Annotated in this window: 18 protein-coding genes and 1 tRNA gene; 12 read left to right on the plus strand and 7 right to left on the minus strand. The window is 67.7% G+C overall.

Annotated features, from left to right (window positions below; all coding sequences use genetic code 11):
- Nucleotides 1-22 precede the first annotated feature (22 nt).
- From EL337_RS23070 to EL337_RS23095, 6 genes are all read left to right on the plus strand, one after another.
- Nucleotides 23-1,249, plus strand: coding sequence for an Nramp family divalent metal transporter (locus tag EL337_RS23070; protein ID WP_048632960.1), 1,227 nt, complete (start codon nucleotides 23-25; stop codon nucleotides 1,247-1,249).
- A complete protein-coding gene (locus tag EL337_RS23075; protein ID WP_048632762.1) occupies nucleotides 1,250-2,311 on the plus strand; it encodes a poly-gamma-glutamate hydrolase family protein in 1,062 nt (353 codons plus the stop codon).
- On the plus strand, nucleotides 2,312-3,430 hold the full coding sequence (locus EL337_RS23080; RefSeq protein WP_232786809.1) for a serine hydrolase domain-containing protein: 1,119 nt from the start codon (nucleotides 2,312-2,314) through the stop codon (nucleotides 3,428-3,430).
- A gap of 124 nt (nucleotides 3,431-3,554) precedes the next feature.
- Nucleotides 3,555-4,376: a DUF1365 domain-containing protein gene (locus EL337_RS23085; RefSeq protein ID WP_048632761.1), complete on the plus strand. Its 822-nt coding sequence runs from the start codon at nucleotides 3,555-3,557 to the stop codon at nucleotides 4,374-4,376.
- 82 nt (nucleotides 4,377-4,458) lie between these two features.
- Nucleotides 4,459-5,043, plus strand: coding sequence for a sigma-70 family RNA polymerase sigma factor (locus EL337_RS23090; protein WP_048632760.1), 585 nt, complete (start codon nucleotides 4,459-4,461; stop codon nucleotides 5,041-5,043).
- 62 nt (nucleotides 5,044-5,105) lie between these two features.
- Nucleotides 5,106-5,813, plus strand: coding sequence for an anti-sigma factor (locus tag EL337_RS23095; protein ID WP_232786818.1), 708 nt, complete (start codon nucleotides 5,106-5,108; stop codon nucleotides 5,811-5,813).
- Here the strand turns inward: EL337_RS23095 and EL337_RS23100 are convergent.
- Nucleotides 5,810-6,907, minus strand: coding sequence for a glutamate--cysteine ligase 2 (locus tag EL337_RS23100; RefSeq protein WP_048632758.1), 1,098 nt, complete (start codon nucleotides 6,905-6,907; stop codon nucleotides 5,810-5,812). The genes EL337_RS23095 and EL337_RS23100 overlap by 4 nt on opposite strands.
- Before the next feature lie 118 nt (nucleotides 6,908-7,025).
- Here EL337_RS23100 and EL337_RS23105 point away from each other — a divergent pair, with 118 nt between their 5' ends.
- The gene (locus tag EL337_RS23105; RefSeq protein ID WP_048632757.1) at nucleotides 7,026-7,850 is read left to right on the plus strand and encodes an LLM class F420-dependent oxidoreductase; all 825 of its coding nucleotides are present in this window, start codon (nucleotides 7,026-7,028) and stop codon (nucleotides 7,848-7,850) included.
- Nucleotides 7,851-7,853: 3 nt separating this feature from the next.
- On the opposite strand, the gene EL337_RS23110 is transcribed toward EL337_RS23105, so the two are convergent.
- Genes EL337_RS23110 through EL337_RS23120 form a run of 3 tightly spaced genes read right to left on the minus strand, consistent with a single transcriptional unit; the run spans nucleotide 7,854 to nucleotide 9,430 of the window.
- Nucleotides 7,854-8,123: a cytochrome C oxidase subunit IV family protein gene (locus EL337_RS23110; protein WP_048632756.1), complete on the minus strand. Its 270-nt coding sequence runs from the start codon at nucleotides 8,121-8,123 to the stop codon at nucleotides 7,854-7,856.
- Nucleotides 8,124-8,708 carry a cytochrome c oxidase subunit 3 family protein gene (locus tag EL337_RS23115; protein WP_048632755.1) on the minus strand — a complete coding sequence of 195 codons (585 nt, stop codon included), beginning with the start codon at nucleotides 8,706-8,708 and terminating at the stop codon, nucleotides 8,124-8,126.
- A complete protein-coding gene (locus tag EL337_RS23120; RefSeq protein ID WP_126316658.1) occupies nucleotides 8,705-9,430 on the minus strand; it encodes a hypothetical protein in 726 nt (241 codons plus the stop codon). The genes EL337_RS23115 and EL337_RS23120 overlap by 4 nt, the downstream gene beginning before the upstream one ends.
- 105 nt (nucleotides 9,431-9,535) lie before the next feature.
- Here EL337_RS23120 and EL337_RS23125 point away from each other — a divergent pair.
- Nucleotides 9,536-9,608, plus strand: a tRNA-Arg gene (locus EL337_RS23125).
- A gap of 298 nt (nucleotides 9,609-9,906) precedes the next feature.
- Here the strand turns inward: EL337_RS23125 and EL337_RS23130 are convergent.
- Nucleotides 9,907-10,656: an SDR family NAD(P)-dependent oxidoreductase gene (locus EL337_RS23130; RefSeq protein WP_048632754.1), complete on the minus strand. Its 750-nt coding sequence runs from the start codon at nucleotides 10,654-10,656 to the stop codon at nucleotides 9,907-9,909.
- Nucleotides 10,657-10,839: 183 nt separating this feature from the next.
- Between EL337_RS23130 and EL337_RS23135 the strand changes: the two genes are divergently transcribed.
- The 3 genes from EL337_RS23135 (at nucleotide 10,840) to EL337_RS23145 (ending at nucleotide 12,756) form a co-directional block, all read left to right on the plus strand.
- Entirely contained in the window at nucleotides 10,840-11,763 is a 924-nt protein-coding gene (locus EL337_RS23135) for a LysR family transcriptional regulator (RefSeq protein ID WP_048632957.1), read from the plus strand.
- 347 nt (nucleotides 11,764-12,110) lie between these two features.
- On the plus strand, nucleotides 12,111-12,344 hold the full coding sequence (locus EL337_RS23140) for a hypothetical protein (protein ID WP_048632956.1): 234 nt from the start codon (nucleotides 12,111-12,113) through the stop codon (nucleotides 12,342-12,344).
- Between the two features lie 55 nt (nucleotides 12,345-12,399).
- Entirely contained in the window at nucleotides 12,400-12,756 is a 357-nt protein-coding gene (locus EL337_RS23145; protein WP_048632753.1) for a heme-binding protein, read from the plus strand.
- A gap of 2 nt (nucleotides 12,757-12,758) precedes the next feature.
- Here the strand turns inward: EL337_RS23145 and EL337_RS23150 are convergent, their stop codons facing one another.
- Complete coding sequence (locus EL337_RS23150; RefSeq protein WP_048632752.1) at nucleotides 12,759-13,748, minus strand: aldo/keto reductase; 990 nt, start codon at nucleotides 13,746-13,748, stop codon at nucleotides 12,759-12,761.
- A 101-nt stretch (nucleotides 13,749-13,849) separates the two neighbouring features.
- On the opposite strand from EL337_RS23150, the gene EL337_RS23155 reads away from it, so the two are divergent.
- Complete coding sequence (locus tag EL337_RS23155) at nucleotides 13,850-14,698, plus strand: helix-turn-helix transcriptional regulator (RefSeq protein ID WP_048632751.1); 849 nt, start codon at nucleotides 13,850-13,852, stop codon at nucleotides 14,696-14,698.
- Between the two features lie 12 nt (nucleotides 14,699-14,710).
- Here EL337_RS23155 and EL337_RS23160 read toward each other — a convergent pair whose 3' ends face one another.
- Complete coding sequence (locus EL337_RS23160) at nucleotides 14,711-15,397, minus strand: GAF and ANTAR domain-containing protein (protein ID WP_048632750.1); 687 nt, start codon at nucleotides 15,395-15,397, stop codon at nucleotides 14,711-14,713.
- Between the last annotated feature and the right edge of the window lie 45 nt (nucleotides 15,398-15,442).

Raw genomic sequence — 15,442 nt, forward strand, 5'->3', positions numbered from 1 at the left:
ATCCGGATGGAAAAGGGGTGTGGTGAAGGACGACGTCCAGCCGCGGCTGCGGCCCAGCTGGCTGCTTCTCGGGCCGGCGTTCGTCGCAGCCATCGCCTATGTCGACCCGGGCAACGTCGCCGCCAACGTCAGCGCAGGCGCACAGTTCGGATTCCTGCTCCTCTGGGTCATCGTCGTCGCCAACCTGATGGCCTGCCTGGTCCAGTACCTGTCGGCCAAACTCGGGCTGGTCACCGGCAGTTCGCTGCCGGAGGCAGTCGGCGCTCGGATGAAGCGCCCGACCCGGGTGGCCTACTGGGTGCAGGCCGAATTGGTGGCGATGGCAACCGACCTCGCCGAAGTGGTGGGCGGCGCGATCGCGTTGTATCTGCTGTTCGATCTGCCCCTGCTGATCGGTGGCGTGATCACCGGCGCGGTGTCACTGGTGCTTCTGATCGTCAAAGACCGGCGCGGCCAACGCATGTTCGAACGGGTCATCACGGGCCTGCTGATGGTCATCGCCATCGGATTTCTCAGCAGCCTGTTCGCCAAGGCGCCCCCGGTCGACGCGGCCGCCGCAGGCCTGATCCCCCGCTTCGACGGCGCCGAGAGCCTGCTGCTCGCGGCGGCGATGCTCGGCGCGACCGTGATGCCGCACGCGGTGTATCTGCATTCCGGGCTGGCCCGCGACCGCCACGGCCACCCCGAGCCCGGGCCCAGGCGACGGATGCTCCTTCGGGTAACCCGCTGGGACGTCGGCATCGCGATGCTCGTCGCAGGGGCGGTGAACCTGTCGATGCTGCTGGTCGCGGCCACCAACCTGCAGGGGATGGACAACACCGACTCCATTGAGGGCGCCCATGCCGCGGTGCAGAGCACCCTGGGGCCGACCATCGCGCTGCTGTTCGCCATCGGCCTGCTCGCGTCCGGACTCGCGTCGTCGTCGGTCGGGGCCTACGCGGGCGCGATGATCATGCAGGGGTTGCTGCGGCGGTCGGTGCCCCTGGCGACGCGGCGGCTCGTCACGCTGTTGCCGGCCCTGGTGATTCTTGCGGTCGGCGTCGATCCCAGCCGCGCCCTGGTGTTGTCGCAGGTGGTGCTGTCGTTCGGCCTTCCGTTCGCGCTGATCCCGCTGGTCCGGCTGACCGGCGACGCACGCGTGATGGGCGCCGACGTCAACCACCGGGTGACCACCGCTCTGGGCTGGGTGGTTGCGGCACTCATTACGCTCCTGAATGTGGTGCTGATCTATCTGACGGTCGCCGGCTGAATGAGTGGCCGGCACACCTACTTCGCGTACGGGTCCAACCTGTGCGTGCAGCAGATGTCGCAACGCTGCCCCGACGCCAGAAACCCGCGACGCGCCACGTTGGCCGACCACGACTGGCTGATCAACGAACGCGGGGTCGCCACGGTCGAGCCCTTCGCAGGCAGCGAGGTGCACGGAGTGGTGTGGCAGGTGTCCGACCGCGACCTGGCCACCCTCGACAGTGCCGAGGGCGTCCCGGTGCGATACCGCCGCGACGAGCTCACGGTCCTCACCGACGACGGACCGGCGCCGGCGTGGGTCTACATCGACCACCGGGTGGAGCCCGGACCGCCGCGGCCCGGCTATCTCGAGCGCATCCTGGCCGGCGCGCACCACCACGGACTACCCCGGCGCTGGATCCAGTTCCTCGAACGCTGGGATCCCGCGCACTGGCCGCAACGCCGCGACGGTGGCGGCGCCGGTGCGCCGCAAAGCCTTTCAGAACTCCTCAGCGATCCTGCGATCATTGAAGAGTCCATCCTGCGTTCTCGTTTCGGGTTCCTCGCCATCCACGGCGGCGGTCTGGAGCAGATGACCGATGTCGTCGCCGAGCGGGCCGCCGATGCCGCAGGCGCCTCCCTGTACGTGGTGCGCCACCCGGACCACTATCCGCATCATCTGTCGTCGGCGCGGTACGACCCCGCCGAGTCACCACGGCTGAGAGAATTCCTCGACCACGTCGACGTTGTGGTGTCGCTGCACGGCTACGGCCGCGTCGGCCGAAGCACCCAGCTGCTGGCGGGGGGACAGAATCGGCGCCTGGCCAAGCACCTCGCCCGGCACATCGACATCCCGGGGTATCGCGTCGTCACCGACTTGGACGCCATCCCCCGCGAATTACGTGGCCTGCACCCCGACAACCCGGTCAACCGGGTGCGGGCCGGCGGTGCTCAGCTGGAACTGTCGGCCCGTGTGCGCGGAAACAGTCCCCGCAGCGCCGTGCCGGCTGACGACGGACTCTCGCCTGCGACGTCGGCTCTGGTGCAGGGACTGGTCTCCGCCGCGCGTTCGTGGATGCGGTGAGTGAGCGGCGAACGCGCGCCTGTCCCGGTGCGTCTCGCCGCGACCGCGGTCGCGCTGCTGACGGTCGGCCTGTGCGCCCCGCCGGCGTCGGCCCAGCCATCCCCGGTCGATGACGTCGTGGCGCGCGCCGTCACCGACCACGATCTCGCCGGGGCGATCGCGGTGATCCGCGACGCTCACGGGGTGACCACCTCGACAGCCGGGTACGCCGACGTCGTCAGCGAGACACCCTTCGCACCCCAGACGTACGTCCGGATCGCCAGCATCACGAAGACCTTTGTGGCCGCTGCGATTCTGCAGCTGGTCACCGAGCGCAGGGTCGACCTCGATGCGCCCGTGGAGACGTACCTCCCCGGGGTGATCCGCGGCGACGGCATCGACGGCGCCGCCATCACGGTGCGGCAGCTGCTCCGGCACCAGAGCGGACTGCCCGAGTATTTCGATGACGACACGCCGCCGCCGAGTTCGCCTGTCGCGCCGCGTGAACTGCTGTCGTGGGCGCTGGCCAAGCCGGTCACCCACCCACCGACGTCGGTCCCGGTGTACACCAACACCAACTACGTTGTCGCCGGTCTCATCCTGGAAGCGGTGACAGGACGATCCGCGGCCGACGAGGTCACCCGGCGGATCATCGAGCCGTTGAGGCTCACCCACACCTACTTTCCCGCCCCGGGTGACACGTGGCTGCGGACACCCATGGCCCATGGCTACGAGGTGGTCGACGGCCGCCGTGAGGACGTCACCGCCGAAGAACCGTCGGGCAGCTACATGGCGGGATCACTGATCTCCACCGGCGAGGACCTGACTGCCTTCATCGGCGCGCTGCTCGACGGCCGGGTGGTGGCGCCCCGGGAACTGCAGGAGATGACCGACACCGTCGACTGGCCGCTGCACGGGCCGGCGTTCGGGTACGGCCTTGGCCTGGCCAGCATCGACCTCGGGTGCGGCGTCACGGTATGGGGACACGGCGGCGACCTTGCCGGCTATCACAGCATCGTGGCGGCAGCCCCAGGCAAACCCGCCGTGGCGGTGACGTTCACGCAGGTCACGCCCGGCGCGACGGCCCTGGCGACCGATCCTCGGATGGCGGTGCTGACCGCGGCGCTCTGCCCGCCCTGAGCCGACGACCCATCCGCGGGACGCGCGGCTCCGAATGAATGGTTGTGGAACCCAAGAGCATCCGGCACCCGTCTATATCCGTCGTCGGCGGAGTAGCAGGACCCGACGTCGAGTTGGTGACGTCGTGAGCGCCGCGCTGTATCGCACCCGGATCACGCACCTGCGCCGGGCCCCGGTGCATCACTATTTCGAGCACCGCAGCTACAGCTGGTTCCTGGACCTCGACGACCTGCCCCGCCTGCCACGGTGGTTGCGCCCGTTCGCCAGGTTCGACGTCCAGGATCACCTCTGGGAAGCGCCGAACGACACCCTGCGCGGCAGGGTCGACGCATTCCTTGCCAGCAAGGGAATCGACCTGTCAGGGGGCAAGGTCACCGCCCTGATGCAGGCGCGGGTCCTCGGGCATGTGTTCAATCCGATGACTCTGTACTGGTGCCACGACGCGCGCGGAACGTTGCGCTACGTCGTCGTCGAGGTACAGAACACCTACGGTGAACGTCACGCCTACCTGCTTCCGCCGTCTGGAGAACGACCGGCGATGGTGGACAAGAAGCTCTACATGTCGCCGTTCAACGACGTCGACGGGCATTACCTCGTGCAGGCGCCCGAGCCCGAGGAGAACCTCGACGTCACGATCTCCCTGCACCGGGAGAACCAGCCCGCCCTGGTGACCACGCTGCGCGGTGCCCGCAGGCCTGCCGGGGTGGGAAACATCGTCTGGCTTCAACTCGTCGCACCGGTCGCTCCCCTGATGAATGCCTTCAGCGCGCGCGTGCAGGTCATCCTGCTGTCGCTTCGACGGGTGCCGGTGGTCCCGCGCCGGAGCATCGACCGTGTCGAGAGTGGAAAAGCCGTGGTGCGCGCGTCCGACGAATCAGCTTCAGCGACAGTCGCTCCGGCGCTGCTTCCGGCACCGATCCGGCACCGTGAGGACTCATCGGTGTGAGGGTCGGCCCGCAGCAGTGGTTTACGCGAACATGGTTCGCGCAGCTCACTGTTGGTGAAACGCGCCCGCAAAAGGCGGCACCATGACGGCATCGGTGCTGGTGGGCGCTAGGCTACGGCTCGTGACCGCCGAACTCGACGCATTGTTGCGCCAGGTGGCCCGCCGTGACGCCGACGCGTTCGCTGCGTTCTATGACCAGACCCGTTCGCGGGTGTACGGGCTGGTCACCAGAGTGCTGCGTGACCCCGGCTACAGCGAAGAGACGACGCAGGACGTCTATCTGCAGGTGTGGCGCAACGCTGGGAACTATGACCCGTCCGCCGGGTCTCCGATGGCCTGGTTGCTGACGCTGGCTCACCGGCGCGCCGTGGACCGGGTGCGCTCCGAGCAGGCGGCGAGCACCCGCGAATCGCGCTACGGTGCCGCCTCGGTGGAACCGCCCGCCGATCATGTCTCCGACGCGGTGATGCTCAGCGACGAGCGTCGCCGGGTGACCGAATGCCTGGGCTCGCTGACCGACACCCAGCGGGAGTGCATTCAGCTCGCCTATTACGACGGCCTGACGTATGTCCAGGTGTCGGACCGGCTGGCGGCAAACCTTGCGACCATCAAATCCCGGATGCGTGATGCGATCCGTGGCCTGCGCAGATGCTTGGGGGTGGCATGACCGGACCCGGGGGTCCCACCGGACCCGCTCGACCCAATGATTTCGCCGCCGACGACGACCTGATGTCCTTCGCCACGGTGTACGCCCTGCATGCGCTGTCCGACGCCGACGCCGCCGACATCGACAACCGACTGCGCGATGCCCCCGCCGACGTCGCCGAGGCATTCGTCGCCGAGGTGCGAGCGGTGCGCGAGACGATGGCCGTCATCGCCTCGGCCACCGCCGTCGAGCCGCCGGCACATCTGCGTGCCGATGTGCTCAGTCGGATCGTCGACGACCCTGTGCGCACCCTGCCCGTCCAGGCACAGCCGGCTCGGTCGCGGTCCCGCCGCTGGTCCACTCCCGTGTTGGCCGGCGCGGCTGCTGTGGTGATCGGACTTGCCGCGGTCGGTGTCGGCATCGCCCTGCGACCCGCGCAAGCCCCGTCGGCCGCGGAGCAGATCTTCGCCGCACCCGACGTGCGCACCGTCTCGGGTGAGATTCCCGGCGGCGGCACCGCAACGGTGGTGTTCTCCCGGGAGAAGAACTCCGGGGTGCTGGTGATGAACAACGTGGCACCGCCTGAACCCGGCAGCGTCTACCAGATGTGGCTCGTCGGCACCGACGGCCCGCATTCGGCGGGCACGATGGACGCGGCGGCGGTCGCCCCGTCGACCACCGCTGTGCTGCCCGACCTCGGGACATCGCAGGCGCTGGCGTTCACGGTCGAGCCTCCCGGTGGGTCCACCCAGCCCACCACACCGGTGTTCGCGGAACTACCGCTGATCTAAGGCGTTTCCAGCGTGGTCGCGGCGACCTCGGCGAGTACGTCGCCGATGTCGTGACGCCGTTGCCACGCCCGCCGCTGACGCACGGCCCCGTTGCCGGCCGCGGCGATACGGGCCAGTTCGGTCGTGACCAGTTCGTAGTCCCCGGACTGCTCCAGCGCGGGCCGAACGTGCTCGACGAGACCGTGCAGCAGGGTCAGCATGGGCGCGGCGACGTGGTGCTCAAGGTCGACGCCATTGCCGTCGATACCGTCACGCGCCGCCTTCCAGTACGCGGCCTTGAGAACGTGCGGCGCCAACGGCAGCACAGGCTCGCCGCGTCGCTCCTCGTCGAGCAGCGTCATCACGCAGCCGCGGACCAACGCCGCGAACAACACCGTTTCGGCGACCGTCGCGGGCACGTCGGCCACCCGCACCTCGACCGTCGGGAAGTTCGCCGACGGCCGCACATCCCAATAGACCATGCCGTCGTCGCGGATCACCTCGGTGTGGCACAGCATCTGCACTGCGGCGTCGAAATCTGCGGCCGACTCGAAGTGCGGCGGCGGACCGGCGCTGGGCCACCGCGCCCAGAGCACGCTGCGCCAACTGGCGTGCCCGGTATCGGCGTTGCGATAGATGGCCGAGTTCGCCGTCAGCGCGAGCAACGTCGGCAGCCAGGGCCTGAGGCGATTGCTCACCCGGATCGCCGCGTCCCGGTCGGGCACCTCGACGTGCACGTGGCAACCACAGATGCCCTGCTCGTGGGCGATCATGCCGAACCGTTCGCCGATGTCGTTGTAGCGCGGAGTGTCGGTGATCGGGAAGTCATGCGGCAGGGTCGGCGGGAGCCCGACGGCGAGCAGCCGTGCACCGGCCTGGTCGGCGGAGTTCGCGACCACCCGCCGCAGCCGTACCAATTGCTCGCGTAGCTGCGAGGTGCTGTCGATGACGCCGGTCGCCGTCTCCACCTGGCAGCTGGTCAGCTCGAGTTGCAGGTCGACGTCCTGGTCGGCGGCACGCGCGGCGACCTCGCGGTTGAGCGCGACGGGCGCACCGGACTCGGGATCGACGAGAAGGAACTCCTCTTCCACGCCGAGGGTGGGGGTGTCGGTCATGAGAAAAAACTGATCCGGCCCGTCGGATGATTCGACGACGGGCCGGATCTCGGGGAGAAAGTCACTCGCGTTTATGCCCGGGGCCTTCCCGGTTCAAACCTGCCCCTACGATCACAAAATGGTCAAGGGATTCCGGTTCGGCGTCGGGGTCACCCGCGCCACCTCGCGGGCGAAGCTGGAGCAGGGCGCGCGGCGAGCGGAGGAGCTGGGCTTCGATGTGCTGCACGTGCCCGACCACCTCGGCGGCCCCGCACCGTTCCCGGTGATGACCGCGGTCGCGATGGCGACCTCGACGCTGCGGGTGGGCACGTTCGTGATCAACTCGGCCTTCTACCGGCCTGCACTACTGGCTCGCGACGTCGCCGCACTTCACGATCTGTCCGCGGGACGTTTCGAGCTCGGCCTCGGCACCGGCTACGTGAAGGAGGAGTTCGACGCGGCGGGCATCCCGTTCCCGAGCGCCGGCGAGCGCGTCGACCATCTCAGGGCCACCGCGGAGTACATGGGCGAACACCTGCCCGATGTCCCCATCCTGATCGCCGGCAACGGCGACCGCGTTCTCCGGATCGCGGCGCGGTCCGCCGACATCATCGGGTTCACCGGGGGCGACCGGGCGGCGAGCCCCCAGGAGGATCCGCTGGCGGATCGGATCGCATTCGTGCAGGCGGCGGCGGGCGACCGCTTCGGCGAGCTGGAACTCAATCTGGCCATCACCGCCATGCCGGTCGACGATTCCGGTCAGCCCGATCTGACGATCCCCCGCATCTCGTTGCCGGGGCTGTCCGACGAGGAACTCCTGCGGCACCCCGGTGTGTTGGCGGGATCGACCGAGGAGATCGCCGAGCGGATCCGCGGGTATCGCGACACCTACGGCATCAGCTACATCATCGTGCAGATGCGGCACGCCGAGGCCTTCGGCAAGGTGATCGCGCTCCTCACGTAGCCCTCACAGCCACAGGTACAGCGCGCAGAGCAGCGCCCACATGCCGACGCAGTAGGCCTCGAACGCCACGCGCAGCGGGATCGGTGCGTGCCGGAGTTCCATGAAGTCGAGCCCGACCAGCCGCACCTTGATCGCAGCGATGCCGAGGACGACGACGGCCACGATCGATCCGGTGCCGTGTTCGGCGCCGACAGCCCAGGACACGACGGTCGCGGCGACGAGAAACAGCCAACTGGCGCCGGCGCGGTTCTTCAGCAGGTTGACGACGGTCATTCAGCTCACCAGGTACAGGAGTGCGAACAGGAAGATCCACAGCAGGTCGACCAGATGCCAGAAGCAGGCCCCGCCTTCGACCAGCGCGGTACGGGTGGCGCTGAGATCAGGCCTCCTGGTCTGGCTGAGCACGAACGACAACGCCCCGAGACCGAGGCACACATGGAACAGGTGCAGTCCGGTGAGGATGAAGTAGTAGAGGTAGAAGTCGTTGGCTCCGGGACCGTGCCCGGCAGAGGCCAGTGAGACGTACTCGAACACCTTGAGCCCGATGAACACCAGCCCGAAGCACATCGCGGCGGCGACCGCGCGGGTCGCAATCGTTCGCAGGCCCGCGCGCAGCGCATTCAACGCCAGCACCACACACAGGGAACTGGTGAGCAGCACCAGGGTGTTGAGGACACCGACGCCGAGGTGCAGCGTCGTCCGGGCGGTGTCGAAGACGTCGGGCTCCTTGGCGCGCGCGACCAGAAAGGTCACGAAGAACGCACCGAACACCAGCATGTCGCCGAACAGGAACACCCAGGTGCCGCTCTCACCGGGGATCCGCCGCGCGTCGCGCGGTGCCGATGCGGTCGCCGTCACGCGGGCTGGGCCTGGACAGCCCCGCTCGTCTGGGCCCGCTGCTCGGCCTTGATCGACTTCAGCATCACCGCTGTCGTGCAGAACAACCACACCACGAGGACCAGACCCGGAATGTAGAAGGCGAACACGCCGTCCCAGGCGAGCGGCCCGTCGTTGAAGACGACCACCACGCAGCCGGGCAGCGACAGCGTCGCCACCCACAGGTTCAGGTAGCCGTACCAGCGGGGGAAGGTCGGCGGGTCGGTCTTGTCCATGAACGCGGCGATCGCCAGCGTGATGTTCTGGACGATGATGGTGCCGACGATGCCGATGAACCACAGCCAGAACACGTCGTTGAGGGCCTGGGTGAGTTCGGCGGAGCGCTCCTCGGGCCGGTACGCGGCGACGCCGAGGAAGAACTGCGGGAACAGCAGCGCGGGCACGAACACCGTGGCGGCCATCAGCTGCGTCATCGACAGCATGCCCCAGTGGCCTTCGACCCGGCGGATACGCAGGACGATCGCTGCCAGGAACGGCAGCGCCAGCACCGCGCTGAGCAACGCCCCCGAGACACCGAACCGAATCCAGAGTTTGTGGTCGACGAAGAATGCGGCGATCTCGTCGGCCGGCGCCGCCGGGGACAAAGGTGGGAAGAGTTGTGCGATACCGGAAAAGCTGGCGCCGTAGAGGAGGATCATGATGGTGCCCGACCAGGCGCCGATGCGTTGCAGTGTCAGCTCCACGGTGCGCACGCTACCGCCGACCGAACCAAGTTTTGACACTTTTGCCATAACCGGGATTTCGCGTTGCAAAGCTGCCCCACCGGCCAGGTAAGCTTCCTGCGCGTTGCCCCCGTAGCTCAGGGGATAGAGCACGGCTCTCCTAAAGCCGGTGTCGCATGTTCGAATCATGCCGGGGGCACTCTGACCGTGTATTGCTTCGGGTGATGCCTGACAGTGTTTCGGCTGATGCTGGACAGTTGCTTCGGTTGATCCTTGACACTCCCTGACTGAGGAAGTTGCTCGTAGCTGAGCAGCGGTATCAGGCTGGCCCGCGACAAGGCTGGCCTGCACGGGCTGGTGGATCGGTCTGAACCGCTGGTTCTTTCACGGTCAAGCCAGCGTCACCAGCGTTCCGTCTCCAACTCCGGATACCTCCCGTAGGCGCGACGCCCTGGACGCACCATCGACGTCCAGATAGGGGAAATCCCTGAACGGCGTCACACCTGGGCCATACCGCCGTCGATGCAGAGTTCGGCACCTGTCATGAAGCTGCTCTCGTCCGAGGCGAGAAACAGTGCGCCATTGGCGATCTCGTCGGGAAGGCCGAGTCGACCCATGGGCACCAGGGTGCTCATGTGCTTTCGAAGCGCTGCCGGATCGAGGCCGAAGTACCCGCTTTGTCCGTCGATGATGGGTGTGTCGACTGGGCCGGGGCTGAGCACGTTGACCCGAAGCCCCCGGTCGCCGAACTCGGCCGCCCAGGTGCGGGCGTACGAGCGCACGGCGGCCTTCGCCGCGCTGTACGCCCCTGCCCCAGGGTCTCCCTTGACTGCCGCGACCGAACCCACCAGCACTATGGAGCTGCCCGCCCGTAGCAGCGGAAGCGTCTTTTGCACGGTGAACAGCGCACCTCGGGCGTTGACGTCGAAGGTGCGGTCGAAGTGTTCTTCTGTGACAGCCCCGAAGTTCGTCCGCTCGATACTCCCGGCGTTCGCGACGACGGCGTCGAGGTGCCCGCTTTCCCGACGGATGGCGTCGACCACGCGGTCGAGCTCGTCCGACACCGTCACGTCCGCGGGGACTGCGGTGACGCGCCCCTCCACAGACGCCTTCGCGGCGTCGAGAGCGTCTTTGCGTCGCCCGGTGATGTAGACATGGGCGCCTTCGGTTCCGAACCTTTGGGCGATCGCCAGACCGAGACCCGCGCTCGCGCCGGTGACGAGGGCTACCTTGTTCGCAAGACGCATGCCTACCTCCGATTGAGACCGTGGTTACGCGACCTATTACATTGCCGCGCAATACAATTGACGAGTGCCATTGCAGGTTGACTGCATCGACAGCACTACGGTAGGACCGGGCCGGGCATAGACGCAAATAGTGTCAACACATACACTCCATTGACAATCTCTATGCCCCGGGAGGTGAGTCTGATGAACCTGCGCCAGTACGAATACGCCCTGGCCGTCGCCGAAGAGGGCTCTATGACGGCGGCGGCAGAACGCCTACGCGTTACTCAGCCGTCGCTGTCGCAGCAGATCGGCGCCCTCGAAAGGCACCTCGGGGTGCAGCTGTTCACTCGTACCCCGAGCGGGGTGACGGTGACGGTGGCCGGTCGGGCCTTCCTCACCGAGGCGAAGATCGCGATCACCGCCTCCCGGCGTGCCGTCACGGCCGCCCGCGCCGCCGGCGGTGAACTCGCCGGCGAGCTGATCATCGCCGTTCACATGGGCCTGGGCGCCCGTCAGCTCCCACAAGCATTGGGACAGATGCGAATTCGCCACCCCAAGCTACAGGTCACGCTCCACGAGGAACCCGACCCCGCAGACATGGAACGGTTGCTGCGCCAAGGCACCCTCGACATGGTCCTCGTCCACCGCATCCCCGTCGGCTGCTCCTTCGACACCCACCATCTGGGAGAGGAAGCCTATGTCGCCATCCTGCCGAAGGGGCACTCGCTTCTCACGACCGGCACCGCACTGCGCCTGGAAGATCTGGCCTCAGAGGGCTGGGTCCGGTTCCGGCACACCAGCCTGCTCGACGACTACCTGGCCCGCCTGCTCGCCGACGCGGGCCTGAGCCCGCACACGGTGGCCCGCGCGTCCCAGATCTCCACCGCGGTGCGGCTTGTGGCGCAGGGCCTGGGTGTCACCGTGGTACCGGCCTCGGCTATTCCGGAAGGCTTCGAGGGACTGGCGTGCCCGCTTCAGCCCTGCCTCAGCGAACCTGTCCTCCTGGGCGTGCGTCGCAGCGCGGGCTCGGCGGAGAGGGCCATGCTCGACCATCTCAAAAAGCAGAACTGGCGGGGTCTGGGCTCGTCTTCTCAGTCCGCGCACAATTCACGGGATCGCCGCTGATCATCGCCGGCCACCCCTTTGCCGATTTGCCCGCGACACTTGAGCACCTCAAGCACAGAGCGTTCGGCAAGAACGTCATCGAGATGACCTGACCGAGTTGGCCTGCGGGACAACCGCCGAACAAACGAAGCATCGACAGCGGTGATGCCGCACCCCCCGACGGGCGTGGTGCGCAATCGCCAAGAACCCACGGAGAGAATATCCCCCGATGTGGGGGATGTCGTGCAGCCGCCGCCACCGGCAGATTGGGCACCAGCGCAAGCTGGCCCTCGCGTGTCCGGGAAATGCGTCTGTCCCGGCCGCCGGGTTCCGGCCGCGACACGACCCCGAACGGGCAGGAGAAGGCAATGCGGAAAGCGTTCTACGCGATACCGATTGTGGCGGCAGGAGCGTTCGCCGCGGTGTTGTCATCGTCCGCGGTGGCAGGAGCCACTCCGGGCCTGATGGTGCCGTTCCCCACGGAGTATCCATGGTGTGAGCTCGACCTGTACTGCTACGACGATGACATCAACATCGCGCTCAACCCCCGCAGCCAGCGGGACGACGTCAACTACGGCGGCGGTGCCGCCTTTGGTAACTGAGACCGATCGCCGCACAGTCCCTGAGATGATGACTCGACCACGAAGAGGAGTGGCTATGTCCGTTCTCGTCCGATCCGCAACTGCCGCGGTGCTCGCCGGTGCTGCCCTCATGGGTTCTGCCGCGGTGGCTGCATCGCAGCCACCGCCCGCCCCGAACTGCTCGATCGCCGACCAGTCGGGAATCCTGTCCGGCGTCTCGGCCTCGTTGTCCGCCTACATGTTCACCCACCCGGAGGTGAACTGGTTCTTCACCAGCCTGCGTGGGCTACCGCCGGATGAGCGGCGCGCGAAAGTCGACTCCTACCTCGACACCAGCCCGACCGTGGCAGCCGAACTGCAAGGCATCCGCCAGCCGATGACGGACTTCCGCGCTCGGTGCGGTCTGCCGCCAGCGGGTATGCCGGACGCCTGATCTCACCGCTGCGAGTCGAGCGCCGCCATGTGCGCTGCGGGGTAACGCTCGCCCGCGACATCCGTCGCCGGCACCGCGGCCGCGATGCGATTCAGTTGATCCTCGCTCAGCATGAGGTCGACCGCGCCGAGGGACTCGCTCAGCCTGCGGCGGTTGCGCGCGCCGAGCAGCGGCACGATGTCGTCGCCCCGCGATCGCACCCAGGCGATCGCGGCCTGCGCCACCGTGATCCCGAGTTCGTCTGCGACGGAACGCAAGTTCTCGACCAGCGCCAGATTTCTACCCAGGTTGTCCCCCGCGAAGCGGGGCCCTGCGCGCCGCGAATCGCTCGGGGCACCACCACTTGTCGCCGTCCAGTGCCCGCTGATCAGGCCGCGCGCCAGCACCCCGTAGGCAGTCACGCCGATTCCGAATTCCCGGCAGGTGTCCAGGATGTCGGCTTCGACACCGCGGGAGGCCAGCGAGTACTCGATCTGCAGATCGTTGATCCGCCGTGTGGTCGCGGCACGGCGGATCGTGGCTGCCCCCACCTCGGACAGTCCGACATGGCGTACGTAGCCGGCGTCGACGAGTTCGCCGATGGCGCCCACCGTCTCCTCGATCGGAACCGCCGGATCGAGGCGCGCCGGCCGGTAGACGTCGAGATAGTCCGTGCCGAGCCGCTGCAGGGAATAGGTGACGGCGGTCTTCACGGCGCACGGCCGTGAGTCGACACCCAGCCACGCGCCGTCCGGCCCGATCTGCGCGCCGAACTTCACGCTGAGCTGATACGCCCCGCGTGGCACGTCGCGCAGCGCCTCGGCGAGCAGGAGTTCGTTGTGGCCCATGCCGTAGAAGTCGGCGGTGTCGAAGAGCGTGATGCCGGCATCGAGCGCTCCGCGGATCGTCGCGCTGCTCTCGCTGCGGTCGCTGATGCCGTAGGCGCCGGACATGGCCATACAGCCGAGCCCTGCGGTCGAGGTGGTCATGGTGCCCAGTTGTGTGGTCGTCATGGCGGCCAGTGTTCGTCGGCGGTGTCCCGGCTGCCACGACGTGTTCAACCAGGGAGCGCTAGTCCCTGTCTGCCGTCCGCGGCGGGGGCCACAATTGTCTGATGGATCGCGATGCGCTGGCGGAATTCCTGCGGCGCCGCCGTGCGGCCATGACGCCGGCCGATGTCGGGCTGCCGACAGGCGTGCGCCCGCGCCGCACCGCAGGCCTGCGTCGCGAGGAGGTGGCGCAGCTGACGGGAATGTCGGTGGACTACTACGGCAGGCTCGAACAGTCACGCAGCACTCAGCCGTCGACGCAGATGCTGCGGGCGTTGGCCCGCGCGCTGCGGTTGACCGACGACGAGACGGACCACCTGTACCGACTGGCCGGCCACGCTGCCCCGGATCGCTCCGCTCCCCCGCTGCATGTGCGGCCCGGCCTGCTGTTTCTGCTGGACCAACTGCGCGACGCCGCCGCGTTCGTCTGTTCGGATACCTACATCGTGCTCGCCCAGAACGCGATGTCGAAGCTGTTGATGGGTGATCGCACGCCCGTCGGGAACAGTTTCGGGGTGGAATCGAGCATCGCCTGGCAGTGGTTCACCGACCCGGCCGCCCGCGACGAGGTCCCCCTCGAAGATCAGGGTGAGCACAGTCAGGTGACGGTGGCCGACCTGCGTGCGGCCTGGGCACGCCGGCGCAACGACGCCGACATGCGCGAGCTCGTGGCTGCGCTTCTCGAGCACAGCACCGAATTCGCCGCGTTATGGGCGCGCCACGAAGTCGCGGTGCGGCGCATGCAGCGCAAAACTTTCCGGACCAAGGTCGGTTCCATCACGCTGGACTGCGAAGTCCTCGCGACCGCGAACAGTCAGCAGCTGGTGGTACTGACCCCGCCGCCCGGATCCTCGGCGCTGGACGATCTGCGCCTGCTGGCCGTCGTCGGCGATCAGGCCGTCGACTCGCACTAGGGCCTCGCGGTGTCACGTCCCTCGGGTGTCGATGACCTTCTCGGCAACTTCGACCAACTTGGTGTTGCTGTCTTGCGACAGCTTGCGCAGCATGTCGAACGCGGCGACGTCGTCGACGTTGTACCGCTCCATGATGATGCCCTTGGCCTGCCCGATCCGGTCGCGGGTGGACAGTGCCGACTCCAGCTGCTCGCTCTGCCTACTGGCCAGCACGGCCGCAGCGGCGTGGGCGGCCAGTACCGCACCGATGGTCTCTGATTCGCCGTCGAACGCGCTGGCACGCGTGGAGAACAGGTTCAGCGCGCCCGCGGTTTGCGAACTGGTGTACAGCTTGAACGACAGGCCACTCAGGACGCCCAGCTCCGCAGCCGCAGCAGAGTACATCGGCCATCGCTTCTCGGTACGGAAGTCATCGGTGCGCACGATGAGTTCGTCCAGCGCCGCCTGCAGGCACGGCCCTTCGCGGTACTTCATCTGTAGCTCGTCGAGGCGGTGCGGCAGCTCCGACGTGCCGGCAACCGATTCGAACTGTCCCGCCTTGCCGACGAACAGGATGCCCGCCGCGTCGGCCCCCGGGATCAATTCCAGGACCTCGGCCGTGACGTCGGAGAGCACGTCCTCGACACGGCGTGGGCTGGCCACGAGGCGCGCCAGCTCCGCCATTCGCAGGGCGAGCTCGTGCTTGGTGGTCTCGGTCATGGCTACAGAATCCCCTATTCGGGTTCGCCGTACACGCAGTGGGGT

Source organism: Mycolicibacterium aurum (genome assembly GCF_900637195.1).
Taxonomy (GTDB): domain Bacteria; phylum Actinomycetota; class Actinomycetes; order Mycobacteriales; family Mycobacteriaceae; genus Mycobacterium; species Mycobacterium aurum.

Bases quoted from the DNA above. Each gene is read 5' to 3' on its own strand.
- EL337_RS23135 (WP_048632957.1), top strand. From the start codon at position 10,840: ATGAACCTGCGCCAGTACGAATACGCCCTGGCCGTCGCCGAAGAGGGC.
- EL337_RS23100 (WP_048632758.1), bottom strand. From the start codon at position 6,907: ATGACCGACACCCCCACCCTCGGCGTGGAAGAGGAGTTCCTTCTCGTC.
- EL337_RS23095 (WP_232786818.1), top strand. From the start codon at position 5,106: ATGTCCTTCGCCACGGTGTACGCCCTGCATGCGCTGTCCGACGCCGAC.
- EL337_RS23160 (WP_048632750.1), bottom strand. From the start codon at position 15,397: ATGACCGAGACCACCAAGCACGAGCTCGCCCTGCGAATGGCGGAGCTG.
- EL337_RS23110 (WP_048632756.1), bottom strand. From the start codon at position 8,123: ATGACCGTCGTCAACCTGCTGAAGAACCGCGCCGGCGCCAGTTGGCTG.
- EL337_RS23150 (WP_048632752.1), bottom strand. From the start codon at position 13,748: ATGACGACCACACAACTGGGCACCATGACCACCTCGACCGCAGGGCTC.
- EL337_RS23140 (WP_048632956.1), top strand. From the start codon at position 12,111: ATGCGGAAAGCGTTCTACGCGATACCGATTGTGGCGGCAGGAGCGTTC.
- EL337_RS23155 (WP_048632751.1), top strand. From the start codon at position 13,850: ATGGATCGCGATGCGCTGGCGGAATTCCTGCGGCGCCGCCGTGCGGCC.
- EL337_RS23130 (WP_048632754.1), bottom strand. From the start codon at position 10,656: ATGCGTCTTGCGAACAAGGTAGCCCTCGTCACCGGCGCGAGCGCGGGT.
- EL337_RS23090 (WP_048632760.1), top strand. From the start codon at position 4,459: ATGACGGCATCGGTGCTGGTGGGCGCTAGGCTACGGCTCGTGACCGCC.
- EL337_RS23075 (WP_048632762.1), top strand. From the start codon at position 1,250: ATGAGTGGCCGGCACACCTACTTCGCGTACGGGTCCAACCTGTGCGTG.
- EL337_RS23145 (WP_048632753.1), top strand. From the start codon at position 12,400: ATGTCCGTTCTCGTCCGATCCGCAACTGCCGCGGTGCTCGCCGGTGCT.
- EL337_RS23105 (WP_048632757.1), top strand. From the start codon at position 7,026: ATGGTCAAGGGATTCCGGTTCGGCGTCGGGGTCACCCGCGCCACCTCG.